17 protein-coding genes are annotated in these 18,422 nt (G+C 64.0%); all 17 read right to left on the reverse strand.

All coding sequences use genetic code 11. The features are described 5' to 3' along the window. Positions 1 to 2: 2 nt before the first annotated feature. Positions 3 to 473, reverse strand: coding sequence for a F0F1 ATP synthase subunit B (locus BX604_RS07135; RefSeq protein WP_098550148.1), 471 nt, complete (start codon positions 471 to 473; stop codon positions 3 to 5). Positions 474 to 601: 128 nt separating this feature from the next. Continuing rightward, positions 602 to 871 (reverse strand): F0F1 ATP synthase subunit C, encoded by a 270-nt coding sequence (atpE, locus tag BX604_RS07140; RefSeq protein WP_025990054.1) that lies wholly within the window; start codon positions 869 to 871, stop codon positions 602 to 604. 77 nt (positions 872 to 948) lie between these two features. After that, positions 949 to 1,800, reverse strand: coding sequence for a F0F1 ATP synthase subunit A (gene atpB / locus BX604_RS07145; protein WP_098550149.1), 852 nt, complete (start codon positions 1,798 to 1,800; stop codon positions 949 to 951). A 111-nt stretch (positions 1,801 to 1,911) separates the two neighbouring features. Next, entirely contained in the window at positions 1,912 to 2,448 is a 537-nt protein-coding gene (locus BX604_RS07150) for an ATP synthase subunit I (protein WP_098550150.1), read from the reverse strand. Between the two features lie 560 nt (positions 2,449 to 3,008). Next, positions 3,009 to 4,139: an SLC13 family permease gene (locus BX604_RS07155; protein ID WP_098550151.1), complete on the reverse strand. Its 1,131-nt coding sequence runs from the start codon at positions 4,137 to 4,139 to the stop codon at positions 3,009 to 3,011. A gap of 13 nt (positions 4,140 to 4,152) precedes the next feature. Further along, positions 4,153 to 5,046: a ParB/RepB/Spo0J family partition protein gene (locus BX604_RS07160; RefSeq protein WP_098552737.1), complete on the reverse strand. Its 894-nt coding sequence runs from the start codon at positions 5,044 to 5,046 to the stop codon at positions 4,153 to 4,155. Between the two features lie 31 nt (positions 5,047 to 5,077). After that, a complete protein-coding gene (locus BX604_RS07165) occupies positions 5,078 to 5,857 on the reverse strand; it encodes a ParA family protein (protein WP_098550152.1) in 780 nt (259 codons plus the stop codon). Positions 5,858 to 5,907: 50 nt separating this feature from the next. Beyond that, positions 5,908 to 6,594 carry a 16S rRNA (guanine(527)-N(7))-methyltransferase RsmG gene (gene rsmG / locus BX604_RS07170; RefSeq protein ID WP_098550153.1) on the reverse strand — a complete coding sequence of 229 codons (687 nt, stop codon included), beginning with the start codon at positions 6,592 to 6,594 and terminating at the stop codon, positions 5,908 to 5,910. Beyond that, positions 6,591 to 8,561, reverse strand: a complete 1,971-nt coding sequence (gene mnmG / locus BX604_RS07175) for a tRNA uridine-5-carboxymethylaminomethyl(34) synthesis enzyme MnmG (RefSeq protein WP_098550154.1) — start codon at positions 8,559 to 8,561, stop codon at positions 6,591 to 6,593. Before mnmG ends, rsmG begins: the two co-directional genes overlap by 4 nt. Positions 8,562 to 9,116: 555 nt before the next feature. After that, the gene (locus BX604_RS07180; protein ID WP_098550155.1) at positions 9,117 to 9,872 is read right to left on the reverse strand and encodes an ABC transporter ATP-binding protein; all 756 of its coding nucleotides are present in this window, start codon (positions 9,870 to 9,872) and stop codon (positions 9,117 to 9,119) included. After that, on the reverse strand, positions 9,872 to 11,656 hold the full coding sequence (locus BX604_RS07185) for a branched-chain amino acid ABC transporter ATP-binding protein/permease (RefSeq protein ID WP_098550156.1): 1,785 nt from the start codon (positions 11,654 to 11,656) through the stop codon (positions 9,872 to 9,874). Before BX604_RS07185 ends, BX604_RS07180 begins: the two co-directional genes overlap by 1 nt. A gap of 4 nt (positions 11,657 to 11,660) precedes the next feature. After that, entirely contained in the window at positions 11,661 to 12,716 is a 1,056-nt protein-coding gene (locus BX604_RS07190; protein WP_098550157.1) for a branched-chain amino acid ABC transporter permease, read from the reverse strand. 199 nt (positions 12,717 to 12,915) lie between these two features. Beyond that, positions 12,916 to 14,073, reverse strand: coding sequence for an ABC transporter substrate-binding protein (locus tag BX604_RS07195; RefSeq protein ID WP_098550158.1), 1,158 nt, complete (start codon positions 14,071 to 14,073; stop codon positions 12,916 to 12,918). A 100-nt stretch (positions 14,074 to 14,173) separates the two neighbouring features. Then, entirely contained in the window at positions 14,174 to 14,920 is a 747-nt protein-coding gene (locus BX604_RS38905; protein ID WP_179894786.1) for a hypothetical protein, read from the reverse strand. Positions 14,921 to 15,188: 268 nt separating this feature from the next. Beyond that, on the reverse strand, positions 15,189 to 16,163 hold the full coding sequence (locus BX604_RS07205) for a branched-chain amino acid ABC transporter permease (RefSeq protein WP_175779934.1): 975 nt from the start codon (positions 16,161 to 16,163) through the stop codon (positions 15,189 to 15,191). Continuing rightward, positions 16,163 to 17,047 (reverse strand): branched-chain amino acid ABC transporter permease, encoded by an 885-nt coding sequence (locus BX604_RS07210; RefSeq protein WP_098550161.1) that lies wholly within the window; start codon positions 17,045 to 17,047, stop codon positions 16,163 to 16,165. The genes BX604_RS07205 and BX604_RS07210 overlap by 1 nt, the downstream gene beginning before the upstream one ends. A 114-nt stretch (positions 17,048 to 17,161) precedes the next feature. Continuing rightward, positions 17,162 to 18,361, reverse strand: coding sequence for an ABC transporter substrate-binding protein (locus BX604_RS07215; RefSeq protein WP_098550162.1), 1,200 nt, complete (start codon positions 18,359 to 18,361; stop codon positions 17,162 to 17,164). Positions 18,362 to 18,422: the final 61 nt, after the last annotated feature.

Genomic DNA, 18,422 nt, shown 5'->3' on the forward strand with positions numbered 1-18,422 from the left:
GATCAGAGCTCGGCTTTCAGTTGATTCAGCAGTTCGGCGTGGGCCGTTTGATCGACTTCGCGCTTCAGGATCTGCTCGGCACCCTTGACCGCGAGCGTGGCAACTTCGCCGCGCAGCGATTCACGCGCCTTCACGATTTGCTGATCCGCGTCCGCCTTCGCCTGAGCGATGATGCGGGCGGCTTCGGCATGGGCTTGAGCCTTGATTTCTTCGGCTACGGCTTGCGCGCGCTTTTCAGCGTCGGCAATACGTTGTTGGCCGTCGTTACGGGCTTGCGCGAGCTCCTGATCGACGCGCTTGTGCGCCGCTGCGAGTTCCGCCTGACCCTTTTCCGCGGCGGACAGGCCGTCGGCAATTTTCTTCGAGCGCTCGTCGAGGGCGTTGACCAACGGCGGCCACACGAATTTCATCGTGAACCACGCGAGGATCAGGAACACGACCATTTGCGCAAACAGGGTTGCGTTGAGATTCACGGTGTTTCCTTATCTGCTATTCCGGAAATTGAAACGAGGAGGAGCGCGTCGAAAATGAATTCGATTGGCGCTCGTCATCCGTTCCACCCTGCGCCGGCTTGTCGCTGGCGCAAATCTTCCGAGGAACCTTAGCCTGCGAGCTTCGACAGGAGCGGGTTCGCGAATGCAAACAGCATTGCCACACCAACGCCGATCAGGAACGCCGCGTCGATCAGACCAGCCAGCAGGAACATCTTCGTTTGCAGCGGGTTGATCAGCTCAGGCTGACGTGCGCATGCTTCGATGTACTTGCCACCCATCAGACCGATACCGATACAGGCGCCGATCGCACCCAGGCCGATGATGATACCGATACCGATAGCGGTCAGACCTTGGATGTTGGCGATGAAAGCTTGCATGATCACTCCTTTGTGAAAAGACTTGGAACTGGAATTAAAAGAAAACTAAAAACAAACCTGCTTGATTGTCCGGCTGCTTAGTGCGATTCGTGAGCCTGGCCGAGGTACACCAGCGTGAGCATCATGAAAATGAACGCTTGCAGCAAAACAATCAGGATGTGGAAGATCGCCCAGACGCTACCTGCGAGGATGTGGCCGATGAAGCCGAGCACCGACGCATCCGCACCGAAGCCCCACATGCTGCCAAGCAACGCGATCAGCAGGAACAGCAGTTCGCCTGCGTACATGTTGCCGAACAGTCGCATGCCGAGCGAAACGGTCTTGGCGACGTATTCAACGATGTTCAGGCCGAGGTTCGGGATCCACAGCAGCGGATGTGCACCGAACGGAGCCGACACGAGTTCATGCAGGAAGCCGCCCGGGCCCTTGATCTTGATGCTGTAGTAGATCATCAGCACGAAGACGCCGAGCGCGATGCCGAGCGTGCCGTTCAGGTCGGCCGTCGGGACGATGCGGTGATGCGGGATGACTTCCGACAGACCCAGCCAGCCGATCACGCGGCCCGGCAGGTCGACGGGGAGGAAGTCGAGGGAGTTCATCAGCGCGACCCAGATGAACACGGTCAGCGCGAGCGGAGCAATGAAGGTACGATTGCCATGCACGACAGCCTTCGACTGGTCTTCGACCATCTCGACGATCATTTCGATCATGCACTGGAAACGACCCGGGACGCCCGGCGTTGCCTTGCGGGCAGCCATGTACAGGATCAGGATCGTGGCGATACCGCAAACGATCGACCAGAACAACGTGTCGAGATTCCAGACGTGGATATCGAAAATCGACGTCTGATGCGCGGTGGAGAAGTTCTGCAAGTGGTGCGCAATGTACTCGGACGGATCCAGAGCACGCGAGCCTTCGCTGGTTGCCATATCGTTAGTGCCACCCAAATTGTCGAAAATCGGTCTTCCGCTTCACCGCAACACTTTATTGCGGGAACGCGCCTGCGCATGTTCTGGTCGAACTGCGCAAGGTCTCACAGCCTATCGCCAGGCCAGCGCAATCCAGTACGTTTTCAGCACGAGCAAGTACGTAATGAGCAGGGGCACCCAGTGCACGCCGGGGTACCACACGGCAATCGCTACGAACAACGCGATCGTCGCTCCCATCTTGAGTACTTCGCCGACCACCCAACCCATCACGGTGTCGGCACCGCCTCGCCTCAAACGCGCCGCGAACAATGCGCTTGGCGCCCAGCCAATCACTCCGCCCAAAAATGCGGATTGCGCAGCGGCGCCCGGCGGCTTTGAAGAAAACAGCCACCACGCCAGCGTTGCAACCAAGGACAGGACCACTTGCGCGATCACTACCCGGTAGGGCGTGACCCGCGAGGGTCGGCTTACATCCGGCCCGAACAGCGTTTCCGCTTCGGCCCGCGTAAGCGGAACGATTGTTGTGTCGTCTTGCTGCTCGGCATCCCAGTCGTCGGCGGCTGCATGCCGCTGCTCGACAGCCGGTTCGGTGTTGCGGCGTGCGCTGCGCTCGTCGTGCCCATTGATCGGCTGCTCCTGACTCGCCATCGCTACCTTCCGCAAATTCCTGATCCGCCCCAAACTTTCCGAAAGCTTTCGGGGGTGCCTAGCTAACAAATCCGGGCGATTGTAAGCGATAGTTGCAGGTGATTCAAGGCTTTAGACGCGACAAAAATCTGCGTAAAACGCGTCCTCATCATGTGAAAAACGCGCGCACGAGCGACGTACGATGACAGTTGTAAGGTGGGATTTTCGCGTCGGTACTTCTTGCTGGAAAAGTGCGGCCGCAACAAATGAAGCGGAACCGGTGTCCTGCGAGCGCTCCAGCCGCTCCGCAGGCGCACAGGCAAAAAATTCACTGTGAGATGACCGCAGGAAATACCGCGCCACAAGGATCAGGAACAGGCGGAACACTGTGATGACAGACCGCACTCATCGCACGAGACGAGCCGACCACGAACCCGCTCGCTCACGCAATGAGTTGCAACATCACCACAGGCGATCGACTGTGGATCGCCGGACTTATCCACAACCGGCAATCACGCGGAATGCTGTGCGCCCTTCCCCATCCACCGGATCGAACACCTGTGCCACACACCACCGCGGGTTCAGACGTGCGCGAGCAGCCACGCACCGAGTGCGGTGCTTGCCAGTGCGAACGGAATCGACACCAGGTGAAACGGCAACCACATGCGCGGCTCCTTCGCGAGACGCACGGCGATCAGGTTCGCGAGCGAGCCGATCGCGAAACCGAAGCCACCGACCGATACGCCGAACGCGAGCGCTCGCCAGTCGTGCGTGAATTCCGACAACAGGATCGCGGCCGGCACGTTGCTGATGCCCTGTGACAGCACCGCGCCCGCGGCAAACACGCGCAACGGCGAATCGAGCTGTGCACGCGCGATCGCATCGTGCACGACGGGCAACGCAGCCGCGCTGCGCAGCACGACGAACATCAGCACGAAAATCAGCAGCAGCAGCCAGTCGATCTTCAGGACTGCATCACGTTTTGCGACGAGCAGCGCGATCACGACGGCAGCGAGGCCCGGCTCCGGATGGTGTGCATCGGCGAGCAACACGAATGCACCGAACAGCACCACCGCGAGCAGCGCATGCATGCGCTGTACCGGCACCGTGTCGACGTCTCCCGACAGGTCGAGCGGTTTCGCGCGAAACGCGCACGCCGTCAGCACGAGCAGCAGCGCCATCAAGGCAAGCGCGAGCGGCCCGAGCGTGACGACGAAACGGCCGAACGACACGCCGCTCAATTGCCACAGAAAAAGGTTCTGGGGATTGCCGAGTGGCGTCGCGACGGACCCCGCATTGACGGCCAGCGCGACTGCGATCACGAGCCGCCGGAACGGCAGCGGCGTCAACGCGCGCAGCGACACCATCAGCGGGACGACGACGAACAGCGCGACGTCGTTGGTGAGCCACATCGCCAGCGCAGCCGCGAATATGACCAGCAGCATCGCGAGCCCGCGCTCGGAGTGCACGTGATGCACGATGCGATGCGCAAGCCACATCAGGCACCCGGACAACTCGAGCGCCTTGGTCAGCATCAGCAGGCCAGCCAGCGTCAGCACGGTCTGCCAGTCGACGAGGCCGGCCAGTGCGGCAACTGGTTGCGGACGCAACCATTTAAGAATAATCAACGCAAGCGCCAGCACCGTCAGTACCGGCTCCTGCAACAGCCATCCGAGCCACCGGTGCGGCGCGGCCGCGCCCGTGTTTTCCATCGATCGAACCTCGTTACTCTTCGGTCGCGACGTTGCCGCGCAGGCGCGCGAGAATGCCCTCGAGCGCGTCGAGGTTGCCGAAGTCGATCTGCACCTGCCCTCGCCCGCGGCGGCCGAGCTTGATCTTCACCGTCGATGCGAGCAGGTCGGACAACTCCTCCTCGAGACGGCGCGTGTCGCGGCCGCCATCGTCCTTCGCGCGCGCCTTCACCGCCGGCACTTCCTTGGTCGTATGCGCGACGAGCTTCTCGGTCTCGCGCACCGACATGCGCTTGTTGACGACCTGGTGAGCGAGCGTGATCTGCGTCGCCGCATCGACCGCGAGCAGCGCGCGCGCATGCCCCATGTCGAGATCGCCGGCCAGCAGCATCGTTTGCACCGGCGATGCGAGGTTCAGCAGACGCAGCAGGTTCGACACCGCGCTGCGCGAACGGCCGACCGATTCGGCCGCCTGTTCGTGCGTGAAACCGAACTCGTCGAGCAGGCGCTGAATGCCGTGCGCCTCTTCCAGCGGGTTCAGATCCTCGCGCTGGATGTTCTCGATCAGCGCCATCGCGGCGGCGGCCTGATCGGTCACGTCCTTCACGAGTACCGGCACTTCATCGAGACCGGCCAGGCGTGCCGCGCGGAAACGTCGCTCGCCCGCGATGATCTCGTATTTGTCGGACGAAATCGGTCGTACCAGGATCGGCTGCATCACGCCTTGCGCGCGAATGCTGGCCGCCAGCTCCTGCAGGCTGCCCTCGTCCATCCGCGTGCGCGGCTGGTACTTGCCGGCCTGCAGCTTGCCGAGCGCGAGCGTGTTCGGCGCCCCTTCGATCTTCACCGCTTCGGTGATGTCTGCACTGCCACCCAGCAGCGCTTCGAGGCCACGTCCCAAGCCCTTCTTCTTTGGTACCGCGTTCATGTCTTTCTTCCTCGCTTCGCTCATGTCCGGATCACGACACCTCGAACGCGCGCACGCGATCGATCATCTCGGCACCGAACTGGAGATACGCTTGCGCACCGCGCGAGTTGCGGTCGAACACCACGCCCGGCAACCCGTAACTCGGCGCTTCCGCCAGGCGCACGTTACGCGGAATCACCGCGTCGAACACCTTGTCGCCGAAGTGCGCTTTCAGTTGATCGGAGACTTGCTGCTGCAGCGTGATGCGCGGATCGAACATCACGCGCAGCAAGCCGATGATCTTCAGGTCACGGTTCATGTTCGCGTGAACCTGCTTGATCGTGTTCACGAGGTCCGACAGACCTTCCAGTGCGAAGTACTCGCACTGCATCGGGATCACGACGCCATGCGCCGCGCACAACCCGTTCAGCGTCAGCAACGACAGCGTCGGCGGGCAATCGATCAGCACGAAGTCGTAATCGTCGGCCACGCGCTCGAGCGCGGCCTTCAACCGGCGCTCGCGGTTGTCGATGTTGATCAGTTCGATCTCGGCACCGGACAGTTCGCGGTTGGCCGGCAGCACGTCGTATGTGACGCCTTCCGGACGCACGCGCGCGTCGGTCACCGATACGCCGTCGACCAGCACTTCGTACACGGTCGACTCGCAGGAGGCCTTGTCGATCCCGCTGCCCATCGTCGCGTTACCCTGCGGGTCGAGATCGATCAGCAGGACTCGTTGCTCCTGCGCTGCAAGGCTTGCGGCGAGATTGACCGATGTCGTCGTCTTGCCGACGCCCCCCTTCTGGTTCGCAACGCAGAAGATCTTTGCCATCGTTGGTGTGTTCCTCTTACTTCAAACAAATGGCGCGCTACCGCGCGCCTTCAATTCGCTTCGGCGACCGTGACTTCGATCAGATGCCGTTCGGCATCGAGCATCGGCACCGCCAGCCGCATCGTCTGCTTCACACGACTCCCTTCCGGCAGCCGGGCGATCTCGTCGTCCGGGTGCACGCCCTTCATTGCCCAGATCGATCCGCCAGGCGCGACGAGATGTCGAGCAAGTTTAACGAAGTCGGATAGATCCGCGAAAGCGCGGGATACGATCATGTCGAATTTTTCCGGCACTTCGACGCCCGGTTGCAGCGATTCGACCCGACCGGTGACAACCGACAGGTTAGAAAGCTTCAGCTCCGCACGCATCTGGGTCTGGAATGCAGACTTCTTCTGCACGATATCGTTCAGCGTCACCTGCCATTCCGGCTGCACGATCGCCAGCACGATACCCGGCAACCCGCCGCCCGAACCGACGTCGAGCACCCGCGCCGACGCACGGCCGCGCAGATGCGGGACGATGGAAAGCGAGTCCAGAATGTGCTGGATCAGCATCTGCTTCGGGTCGCGGATCGCGGTCAGGTTGTAGACCGCGTTCCACTTGCCGAGCAGCGCGACATAGTCGAGCAGCTGCTTGCGTTGTGCATCCGTCAATGCGATGTCGAGCGCAGCCGTGCCGTCGACGAGCATCCCTTCAAGTACGTCCCGATTAACCGCCGGCGCGCGATGCGCCGTCATTGTTGCGTCGGGACGGTGCCGTCCCCCTGCTCGGTCGCTTCTGCAGCGGTGCCGTTACGACGGCCAAGACCCCGGCGCTTCAAGTGCACCATCAGCAGCGAAATCGCAGCCGGCGTAACGCCCGAGATACGCGATGCCTGGCCGATCGTTTCCGGCCGGAACTCGTTGAGCTTCTGGCTCACCTCGAACGACAGGCCGCGCACCTCGCGGTAATCGATGCCGTCCGGCAGGCGCGTGTTCTCGTTCGCATCGTTGCGCTCGATCTCGCTCGCCTGACGCTCGATATAGCCCTGGTATTTGATGCCGATCTCGACCTGCTCCTTGATCTGCTCCAGCAGCACCGGATCGTCTGCAAGCGGCTCCGCAGGGCCACACTCGCCGCCCTTCAGCCCGCACACGCCGTCGTAGCCGATGCCCGGACGGCGCAGCAGTTCGGCGAGACTGTACTCGTGGTCGATCGCCTTGCCGAGCAATGCGGTCGCCTCTTCCGGCGGCAGCGTCTTTGGCGTGACCCACGTGGACTTCAGTCGTTCGGTTTCACGTGAAACAGCGTCGCGCTTCCGGCTGAACGCATCCCAGCGCACGTCGTCGACGAGGCCCAACTCGCGGCCCAGTTCAGTCAGACGCATGTCGGCATTGTCTTCACGCAGGCTCAGGCGGTATTCGGCACGGCTCGTGAACATCCGGTACGGCTCGGCGACGCCACGCGTGACGAGGTCGTCGACCAGCACGCCCAGGTAAGCCTGGTCGCGACGCGGGCACCAGGCGTCCTTCTCCTGCACGTAACGACCTGCATTCAGGCCGGCCAGCAGGCCTTGCGCCGCGGCCTCTTCATAGCCGGTCGTGCCGTTGATCTGGCCCGCAAAGAACAACCCGTTGATCGCCTTCGTCTCGAGCGACGCCTTCAGCGCACGCGGATCGAAGTAGTCGTACTCGATCGCATAGCCAGGGCGCAGGATGTGCGCGTTCTCGAGGCCGCGCATCGAGTGCACGAGCTCGAGCTGCACGTCGAACGGCAGGCTCGTCGAGATCCCGTTCGGATAGAACTCGTTGGTGGTCAGCCCTTCCGGCTCCAGGAAGATCTGGTGCGATTCCTTCGACGCGAACCGGTGGATCTTGTCCTCGATCGACGGGCAATAACGCGGGCCGACGCCTTCGATCACGCCTGTATACATGGGCGAACGGTCGAGGCCGCCGCGAATGATGTCGTGCGTGCGCTCGTTCGTGTGCGTGACCCAGCACGGCAGCTGCTGCGGGTGCTGCTCTGCCCGGCCGAGGAACGAGAAGACGGGGATCGGATCGAGGTCACCCGGCTGCTCGTCGAGCTTCGAAAAGTCGATCGAACGGCCGTCGATACGCGGCGGCGTACCGGTCTTCAGGCGGCCCTGCGGCAGCTTCAGCTCCTTCAGGCGCGCCGACAGCGACACGGCCGCCGGATCGCCCGCGCGACCGCCCGTGTAGTTGTTCAGGCCGACGTGGATCTTGCCGTCGAGGAACGTGCCGGCCGTCAGCACCACCGCGCGTGCGCGGAAGCGGATGCCGATCTGCGTCACGGCGCCGACCACACGGTCGCCTTCGACCATCAGGTCGTCGACGGCCTGCTGGAACAGCCACAGGTTCGGCTGATTCTCGAGCCGGTGGCGGATCGCAGCCTTGTACAGGATGCGGTCAGCCTGCGCGCGCGTCGCGCGCACGGCCGGCCCCTTCGACGAATTGAGGATCCGGAACTGAATACCGCTCTCGTCCGTCGCGGCCGCCATCGCGCCGCCGAGCGCGTCGACTTCCTTGACCAGATGGCCCTTGCCAATGCCGCCGATCGACGGATTGCAGCTCATCTGCCCAAGCGTTTCGATGTTATGGGTCAGCAGCAGCGTCTTCGCGCCCATCCGCGCGGATGCCAACGCAGCTTCCGTGCCGGCGTGACCGCCACCGACGACGATGACGTCAAATTCTGTGGGAAAAAGCATGGTGGATTCCGTGCGCAGAGTTGCGCACGAACCTATCTGAGAAATGTATGGGCCGAATTATAGCGGGTTCGCATTTCACCCGAAGACCGTCCGAATGGTAGGGTCGGTTCGTTCTGCGGTTTTTTTGTCTTTTTTCCTGCCAAACGGCCGAACTGTGGCGCTTCGCCCTGCTCCGAGCGCCCAACCGCCCTCTCACAGCACATCGGCACGCTGTGCAAAATCGGCAACCGGGGCCGAACCGGACAGAGTGGACTCCACCATCCCTGGCGCTTCCGTCACAGTATTTCCGGTCGGTCGCCAAACACTTATCCACTGTGCCGTGCGACATGCATCGGCGGAGCCCTATCGGTCACGCGACTCTCGTGATTCTGTGCAACACGCACATCGCCACGACCAATCCCCTTCCCGTTCGTCACAGAGCTTCCGACTATTCCTTCAACACTTATCCCCTGCCCCGAACAACGCCAAGGCCACCCAATCGCCTCGTGCCTAAAAACAAAAACGGCGTGTTTCACGTGAAACACGCCGCCGGTTTCCCGCCAACCGCACCGATCATCAAGCCGTTTTCTTCGCCAACCCGAGGTACGTCTCGATCACACGCGGATTCTGCGCCAACTCGGCCGCCGGCCCTTCGAGCGCAAACTCGCCCGTCTCCAGCACATAGCCATAGTCGGAGATCTGCAGCGCGGCCCGCGCATTCTGTTCGATCAGCAGCGTCGCGACGCCCGTGCCGCGCAACGCGCTGATGATATGAAAGATCTCCTTCACGATCAGCGGTGCCAACCCGAGGCTCGGCTCGTCGAGCATCAGCAGATCCGGCTTGCCCATCAGCGCACGACCCACTGCGAGCATCTGCCGTTCGCCGCCCGACAGCGTGCCGGCGGCCTGCTTGAGGCGCTCCTTGAGCCGCGGAAACAACGCAAACACTGGTTCGAGCTGATCGAGAAAGTTGGATTCGCCCGCCAGCTTGCGGCGATACGCGCCCAGTACGAGGTTGTCCTCGACCGTCATCGTGCTGAACAGCTCGCGCTTCTCCGGTACGAGGCACATGCCGCGCGCGACGCGCTGCTCGACCGGCAGCGCACCGACGTCGTTGCCGCGATACACGATCGCGCCCGATGCATGCCCGGTCACCGGCAGCGCACCCATGATCGCGTTCAGCAGCGTCGACTTGCCGGCGCCGTTCGGGCCGATCACGCTGACGATCTGCCCCGCTTCGACCTTGATCGCGGCGCCGTGCAGCGCCTCGACCTTGCCGTACCGGACCGCCAGCCCGCGTACTTCGAGAATCGGCATCGTCGTGTCCGTCATCACTCCACCCCGCCCAGATACGCTTCGAGCACCGCAGGATCCTGCTGCACATCCTGCGGCAGCCCTTCCGCGATCCGCGTGCCGAATTCCATCACCACCAGCCGGTCAGTGAGGTTCATCACGAAGTCCATGTCATGTTCCACGAGCAACACACTCATCCCTTCAGCCTTCAGGCGCCGCAGCAGGTCGGCGAGTTGCTGCTTCTCCTGGTAGCGCAACCCGGCGGCCGGCTCGTCGAGCAGCAGCAGCGTCGGGTCGCAGCACAGCGCACGGGCGATTTCGAGGATGCGCTGCTGGCCGAGCGCGAGGCTGCCTGCTTCGTCGTACATGTGCCTTTCCAGCCCGACACGGCGGATCTGCCGCGCGGCTTCGGCGAGCAGCTGTGCTTCCTCATGCGCATTGAGCCGCGCGATGCTGCGCCACACGCCCGTCCGGCCGCGCAGATGCGCGCCGATCGCAACGTTCTCGAGCACCGTCATCGTCGGCAGCAGCTTCACGTGCTGGAACGTACGGCCAATGCCGCGCCGTACGATCTGGCGCGACGTGAGCCCGTCGATCCGTTCGCCGCGGAACGTGATCGTGCCGCCGGTCGGCTGCAGCACGCCGGTCACAAGGTTGAACGTGGTCGACTTGCCGGCGCCGTTCGGCCCGATCAGCCCGATGATCTGCCCCGCTTTCACGTCGAAGCTGACGTCGTTGACCGCCACCAGCCCGCCGAACTGCTTGCGCGCGTTGTCGACCACGAGCAGCGGCTCGCCCGCCACGGGCTTGCCGCGCTGTGGCAGCGGATCGGCATGCTCGGGCACGTGCGCACGCGGCCCGCGCGGAAACAGCCTCGCGACGAACGGCCATACGCCCTGGCGCGCGTACTGGAGCAGCAGCACCATCAGCACGCCGAACACGATGATCTCGAAGTTGCCTTCCGAGCCGAGCAGCTTCGGCAGCAGCGTCTGCAGGTAGTCCTGCAGCACGGTGAGGATCGCCGCGCCGAGCACCGCGCCCCACACGTGCGACACGCCGCCGACCACGGCCATGAACAGGAATTCGATCCCGTGGTTCAGGCCGAACGGGGTCGGGTTCACCGCGCGCTGCAGGTGCGCGTACAGGAAGCCCGACACCGCCGCGAGCACGGCCGCGTAGACGAAGATCACGACACGCATCCACGCCGTGTTCACGCCCATCGCCTCGGCCATCACGCCGCCGCCGCGCAGCGCGCGGATCGCACGGCCAGGCCGGCTGTTCAGCAGGTTCTGCACCGACACGATCGCGGCCAGCACGACGGCCCAGATCAGGAAGTACAGGCTGCGGCCGCTGTCGAGCTCGATGCCGAACAGGTTCAGCGCCGGAATTCCGTTGATCCCGTCGTACTTGCCGAGCATTTCGAGGTTGCCGAACAGATAGAACAGCGCGAGGCCCCACGCGATCGTGCCGAGCGGCAGGAAGTGCCCGGACAGGCGCATCGTGACCGCGCCGAGCACAAGCGCGACGAGCGCCGTCAGCACGACGCCGACGATCAGCGCGAGCCACGGCGACACGCCGTACTGCGTCGTCAGGAACGCGGTCGCATAGGCACCGATGCCGACGAACGCGGCCTGCCCGAAGCTCGTCATCCCGCCGACGCCCGTCAGCAGCACCAGCCCGATCGCGACGATCGCGTACAGGCCGATGTAGTTCAGCAGCGTGATCCAGTATTCCGGCACCTGCAGCGCACCGGGCAGCACCGGCAGCGCGAACAGCACCACGAGAAACACCCAGAAGGTCTTGTTGCGTACGATCATCTTCATCGCGTCACTCCTCTTCCTCTTCCGCATGCGGCGTCGCGAAGCTGCGCCACAGGAGCACCGGGATGATCAGCGTGAACACGATCACTTCCTTGTACGAACTCGCCCAGAACGACGAATACGATTCGAGCACGCCGACGAGCAGCGAGCCGGCGGCCGCGAGCGGATAGCTGACGAGCCCGCCGATGATCGCGCCGACGAAGCCCTTCAAGCCGATCAGGAAACCGGAGTCGTAGTAGATCGTCGTCAGCGGGCCGACGAGGATCCCGGACAGCACGCCGAGCCCCGCCGCCAGCGTGAACGCGAGCCGCCCTGCCGCCGTCGTGCCGATGCCGACCAGTTGCGCGCCAAGCCGGTTCACCGACGTCGCGCGCAGCGCCTTGCCGGCGATCGTGCGGCCGAAGTACACGTAGAGCGCGCCGATCAGCACCAGCGCCGTCACGACCACGAGAATGCTCTGCACCGACACCGTCATGCTGCCGATCGACAGCGATGCATCGGCGAACCCGTTGATGCGCGACCCTTCCGCGCCGAACATCACGAGCCCGAGGCCGACCATCGCGAAATGGACGGCGACCGATACGATCAGCAACAGCAACGTCGTGCCTTCCGCGATCGGCTGATAGACGAGCCGATAGATGAACGGCCCCATCGGCACGACGATCGCAAGCGTGAGCGCGATCTGCGCGAGCATCGGCAACGGCTGCGCGGCGACGCCGCGCGTGATCGCGAACACCGCCAGCGGCAGCAGCACGTAGCGGCTGGCGAGCGTCGCGAGCGTGCGGCCGAGCTGATGGCGGCGCTCGCGATGGCGGATCAACCCGCCGACTTCCAGCAGGAAGCACGCGATGCCCATCACGAACAACAGCCAGCAGGTGGCGGGAAATTTTTGCGCCTGCAACGCAGCGAGCGTCAGCGCACCGTAGGCGACGAATTCGCCCTGGGGAATGAAGATCACCCGCGTGACGGAAAACACCAGCACGAGCGCCAGCGACAGCAATGCATAAATGGCGCCGGTCGTGATGCCGTCTTGCGCGAGGATCGCCGCAATCGAGAGATCCATACGTTTCGTTTATCGAGAATGCTGCGGAGAAACGGCGACGGGAGCGGCGCGGACGCGTGGACGGCAGGACCCGAGTGTCAGGCGCCGCGCGGGGGCTTCCCGGAAGTTCCATGCGGCGCGCATGCGGGCCGCGAGGCCCTGCGCTGCCGACGGCGTGCGCGGCGCCGTTCGCGCCGTGCACGCCGGTTTCACGTGATGCTTACTCGGCCTGCAGCTTCCACTTGCCGTCGACGATCTGCACCATCACGCGCGCACGCGTGTCGAAGCCGTTGTGATCGGTCTGCGTCATGTTGATCACGCCGTGCGACACGGGCAGATCCTTCACGCTCTCGAGCGATGCGCGCAGCGCCTCGCGGAACGCCTCGGTGCCCGGCTGGCCCTTCTTCAGTGCTTCCGGAATCGCACGCTGCAGCAGCAGCCCCGCATCCCACGCATGCCCGCCGAACGTCGACAGCGAACCCGCGCCATATGCCTTCTCGTACGCGGCCTTGTACGCGAGCGCCGGCTTCTTCACCGGGTTCGAATCGGGCAGCTGGTCGGTCACGAGCACCGGGCCGGCCGGCAGGATCTCGCCTTCGCAATCCTTGCCGCACACGCGCAGGAAGTCGTTGTTCGCGACGCCGTGCGTCTGGTAGATCTTGCCCTTGTAGCCGCGCTCCTTCAGCGTCTTGGCCGGCAGTGCGGCCGGCGTGCCGGATCCGGCGATCAGCACCGCGTCCGGGTTCGAGCTCATCAGCTTCAGCACCTGCCCCATCACCGATGCGTCGGTGCGGTTGTAGCGCTCGTTCGACACGACCTTCAGGCCGTTCTTCGCGGCCGCCGCGTTGAACGTGTTGTACCAGCTGTCACCGTACGCGTCGGCGAAGCCGATGAAGCCGATCGTCTTCACGCCGTGCTTGGCCATGTAGCCGGCGATCGCGTCGGCCATCAGCTGGTCGTTCTGCGGCACCTTGAACATCCACGCGCGCTTCGCGTCCATCGGCGCGATGATCTGCGCGCTCGCCGCGAGCGAGATCGTCGGCGTCTTGCCCTGCGACACCGGGTCGAGCATCGCGAGCGAGTTCGGCGTGACGGACGAACCGATGATCGCGTCGACGTGATCCTCGTCGATCAGCTTGCGCACGTTCTGCACCGCGCGGCTCGTGTCGGACGCATCGTCGAGCACGATGTACTGCACGCTCTTGCCGGCGATTTCCTTCGGCAGCAGTGCGATCGTGTTCTTTTCCGGAATCCCGAGCGACGCGGCCGGGCCGGTGGCCGACAGCGTCACGCCGATCTTCACCTGTGCCGACGCCGTTGCCGACGCGCAGACGAGGCCCACGGCAAGCACGGCTTCCATCCATCGATTCATCTTCATTTACGTTGTCTCCAAACGCTGCTCGAAAAATCCGCGGGTCGCCCGGGCGGTCCCGGTCATCAAACAAGTTAATATTTTAAGTATCTCGCTGTGCCACTGCCTACGCTCGTTTTCCCGTGAAACGCCGCGGCGACGGGCCTCTGCCGGCATCGACACCGCGCACGCACGCGCCGCTGCGCGACCACAACGGTCGTGCGACCGCCACGGTGCGTGACAGCCATGTCGTCAGGATAAAGAAAGCCGGAAAAGGTGACGTTGCGGACGCAACGATCAGGGAAGACGCGCAGCCCTGGCGCGGCTCGACGACGCTCGTCGACGGCACAAGACAGGAAAGGAGGCCGCTCATGCGCAGGCGATCGAGGATTCGGATGCGGACACAACGACCGGCGGGACGGTCGTGCGGGCAAATCGCGCCAGAACGCGCATACCCGCCGCAGGACGGTTCGCGACAGCCGGGATAGACCCAGGCCTCCCCGAACACGAACGAGCGGCCCCTGCCGCCCCTGTTGCCCCGCCCCTTCGTCCTGCGCTTCTCATCCAACCGTGCTCCCTCTTCTGCATTTTGCTTGTAGGAGAACTGCCGACCGATTTTCCCGACCGCGCGGTCGGCGAAAGCTGAGTGTAACGGACGCTTTTTGCGCACGCCAACCGGGTAAGCCCGAACGGCATGCGCGTGGCCGCGCGCCATGTGCGGCGTGTTTGCGGGAAAGGGGAAGAACGGGAGGACGGACGTGAAACGCGGGGAAGTCGGAATGCCGACGCGGTCGCGAACCTGCGACGCCGGCCGCTGCACCAGCGTAGGTAATTCACGCACACAAATGAAAAAGCGCTGTTGGATTCCGTCCAACAGCGCTTTGGGGTCCGGGCACTTTGTGCCTCGATTGTCTCCTCGTTCTCCACCTGCAAATTCGTTTCGCGGTGCATCAGAACTGAAACGAAGATTAAAGGAGCTTTCACCCCGCGACAACTTAGCATTTACCCCTATGGTGCATCGCCGCACGAAATTGGGGCACCAGCCTTGCCGCGCAGCGCCGGCCGGAGCCGGCCCCGAGGCCCTTCCCGGCCGCGCCGGATGGTGCTTCGCATCAACGCTCCGCAACGCCCGGCCCCCGCTGTCAGGACGGCCTGAGCGGCTTGATCCGCGCGACCATCTCACCGACGATCCCGCGCCGGAACGCCAGCACGCATGCGATGAAGATCAGCCCGGTGACGATCGTCGTCGACTCGCCGAGCGAGTGGAACCAGCCGATGCCGGTGGTCGACGCCAGCCACTCGCCGATATCGCCGAGGCGATCCTCCAGCGTAACGATCAGCGCCGCGCCGAGCAGCGGCCCGAACAGCGTGCCCATCCCGCCGACGAGCGTCATCAGGATGACGAGGCCCGACATCGTCCAGTACGCGTCCGACAGCGTCTCGAAGCCGAGCACCAGCACCTTCAGCGAACCGGCCAGCCCCGCGAGCCCGGCCGACAGGATGAATGCGAGCAGCTTGAAGCGGTCGGTGTCGTAGCCGAGCGAGATCGCGCGCGCCTCGTTCTCCTTGATCGCAACCAGCACCTGGCCGAACGGCGAGTGCACGATCCGCACGATGAACGCGCACGCGGCGACGATCACGGCGAGCACGATGTAGTACAGCGTCACGTCGCTGGACAGGTCGAGCAAGCCGAACAGATGCCCGCGCGGCACGCCCTGCAGGCCGTCCTCGCCGCCGGTGAACGGCGCCTGCAGGTAGAGGAAGTAGACCATCTGCGCGAACGCGAGCGTGATCATCGCGAAGTAGATGCCCTGCCGGCGGATCGCGAACAGGCCGACGATCAGCCCGAGCAGCGTCGCGGCGAACGTGCCGACGAGCACGCCGAGCTCCGGCGTGAAGCCGAGCGTCTGGATCGCATAGCCGGTCGCGTAGCCGGCGGTCGCGAGGAACATCGCATGGCCGAACGACAGCAGCCCCGTATAGCCGATCAGCAGGTTGAACGCGGCCGCGAACAGCGCGAACGTGAGCACCTTCATCACGAAGACCGGATACGCGCCGATGAACGGCGCGGCGAGCAGTGCGGCGAGCAGCACGCCGTAGAGCACTTTTCTCTGCATCATTTTTCCTTGCCGAACAGGCCCGCCGGGCGGATCAGCAGCACGATCGCCATGATCACGAACACGACGGTGGCCGACGCTTCCGGATAGAACACCCGCGTGAAGCCCTCGATCACGCCGAGCATCAGGCCGGTGACGATCGAGCCGAGAATCGAGCCCATCCCGCCGATCACGACCACCGCGAACACGGTGATGATCATCGGCTGACCCATCAGCGGCGACACCTGGATCACCGGCGCGGCCAGCACGCCCGCGAATGCCGCGAGCGCGACGCCGAACCCGTAGGTGAGCGTGATCATCATCGGCACGTTCACGCCGAACGCCTCGACGAGCTTCGGGTTCTCGGTGCCCGCGCGCAGATAGGCGCCCAGCCGCGTCTTCTCGATCACGAACCACGTGGCGAGGCACACCGCGAGCGACGCGACGACCACCCATGCGCGGTAGTTCGGCAGGAACATGAAGCCCAGATTGGTCGCGCCGGACAGCTGCGACGGCACGTCGTACGGCTGGCCGGACGAGCCGTAGACTGCCCGGAACACGCCTTCGACGACGAGCGTGAGGCCGAACGTGAGCAACAGCCCGTACAGGTGATCGAGCTTGTACAGCCAGCGCAGCATCGTCCGCTCGATCACGATCCCGAACGCGCCGACGATCAGCGGCGCGAGCACGAGCATCGCCCAGTACGGCAACCCGAAGTACGACAGCCCCATCCACGCGAGCATCGCACCCAGCATGAACAGCGCGCCGTGCGCGAAGTTGATCACGTTGAGCAGCCCGAAGATCACCGCGAGCCCGAGACTCAGGATCGCGTAGAACGAGCCGTTGACGAGCCCGAGCAGCAACTGGCTGAGCATCGCCGGCAACGGAATGCCAAAGATTTCCATCGACTTAGCCGTCAGAATGAGTTTCGTTGCGTGCGCAACATTCAAGCCGTCGCGCACGCGGGCGGCGCAGCGGGCACATCGCTGCGGCCGCCGCCGTGCGCTGCTACGTCGCGCTTACTTCCACAGCGCGCAGCGCGATTCCTGCTTGGTGCCGAACGCCTGGTCGCCCGGAATCGTCGCGAGCACCTTGTAGTAGTCCCACGGCTCCTTCGATTCCGACGGCTTCTTCACTTCCATCAGGTACATGTCGTGGATCATGCTGCCGTCCTGACGGATGTAGCCCTTCGCGTAGAAGTCGTTGATCTTCATCTTCTTCAGCTCGGCCATCACCTTGTCGGAGTCGGTCGTGCCGGCGGCCTGCACGGCCTTCAGGTAGGTCGTCACCGATGAATAGTCGGCCGCCTGCAGGCTCGACGGCATCTTCTTCATCTTGCCGAAGTAGCGCTGCGCCCACTGGCGCGAGGCCGCATCGCGGTTCCAGTACCAGCTGTCGGTCAGCACGAGGCCCTGCGTCGTCTCGAGGCCGAGGCTGTGCACGTCGTCGATGAACATCAGCAGCGCGGCAATCTTCATCGTCTTCGTGATGCCGAATTCCTTCGCAGCCCTGATCGCATTGATCGTGTCGCCACCCGCGTTCGCGAGGCCGAGGATCTGCGCCTTCGACGATTGCGCCTGCAGCAGGAACGACGAGAAGTCCGACGCCGACAGCGGATGCCGCACCGAGCCGAGCACCTGGCCGCCGTTCGCCTTCACGACGTCCGACGTGTTTTTCTCGAGCGCCTTGCCGAATGCATAGTCGGCAGTCAGGAAGAACCACGTCTTGCCGCCCTGCTTCACTACCGCCGACCCCGTGCCCTTCGCGAGCGCCATCGTGTCGTATGCGTAGTGGACCGTGTACGGCGTGCACTGCTCGTTGGTCAGCGTGTCGGCGCCCGCGCCGATGTTGATGTAGACCTTCTTCTTCTCGGCCGCGACCTGGTTCATCGACAGCGCGGTCGCGGAGTTCGTGCCGCCGACCAGCAGGTCGAGCCCGCCGCGGTCCATCCACTCACGCGCCTTCGACGCGGCGATGTCCGCCTTGTTCTGGTGGTCCGCATAGACAACCTCGATCGGCTTGCCGAGCACCTTGCCGCCGAAGTCGGCGACCGCCATCCGGATCGCCTCGAGGCCGCCCTGCCCGTCGATGTCCGCGTACAACCCCGACATATCCGTGATGAAGCCGATTTTCACGCTGTCCGCGGCGTGTGCGGCGCCGGCGGTGAACGCGGCAGTGGCGAGTGCGAGACACGCGTGCGCAAGGGTCTTCATTTTCATTGACGTCTCCTGTTGTTCTGATGCGTTGTGGTTGTTCGAGGGCCGCCACGGCTAGCGGCAA

The sequence above is a fragment of the Burkholderia sp. JKS000303 genome, from assembly GCF_002563755.1.
GTDB classification, from domain to species: domain Bacteria; phylum Pseudomonadota; class Gammaproteobacteria; order Burkholderiales; family Burkholderiaceae; genus Burkholderia; species Burkholderia anthina_B.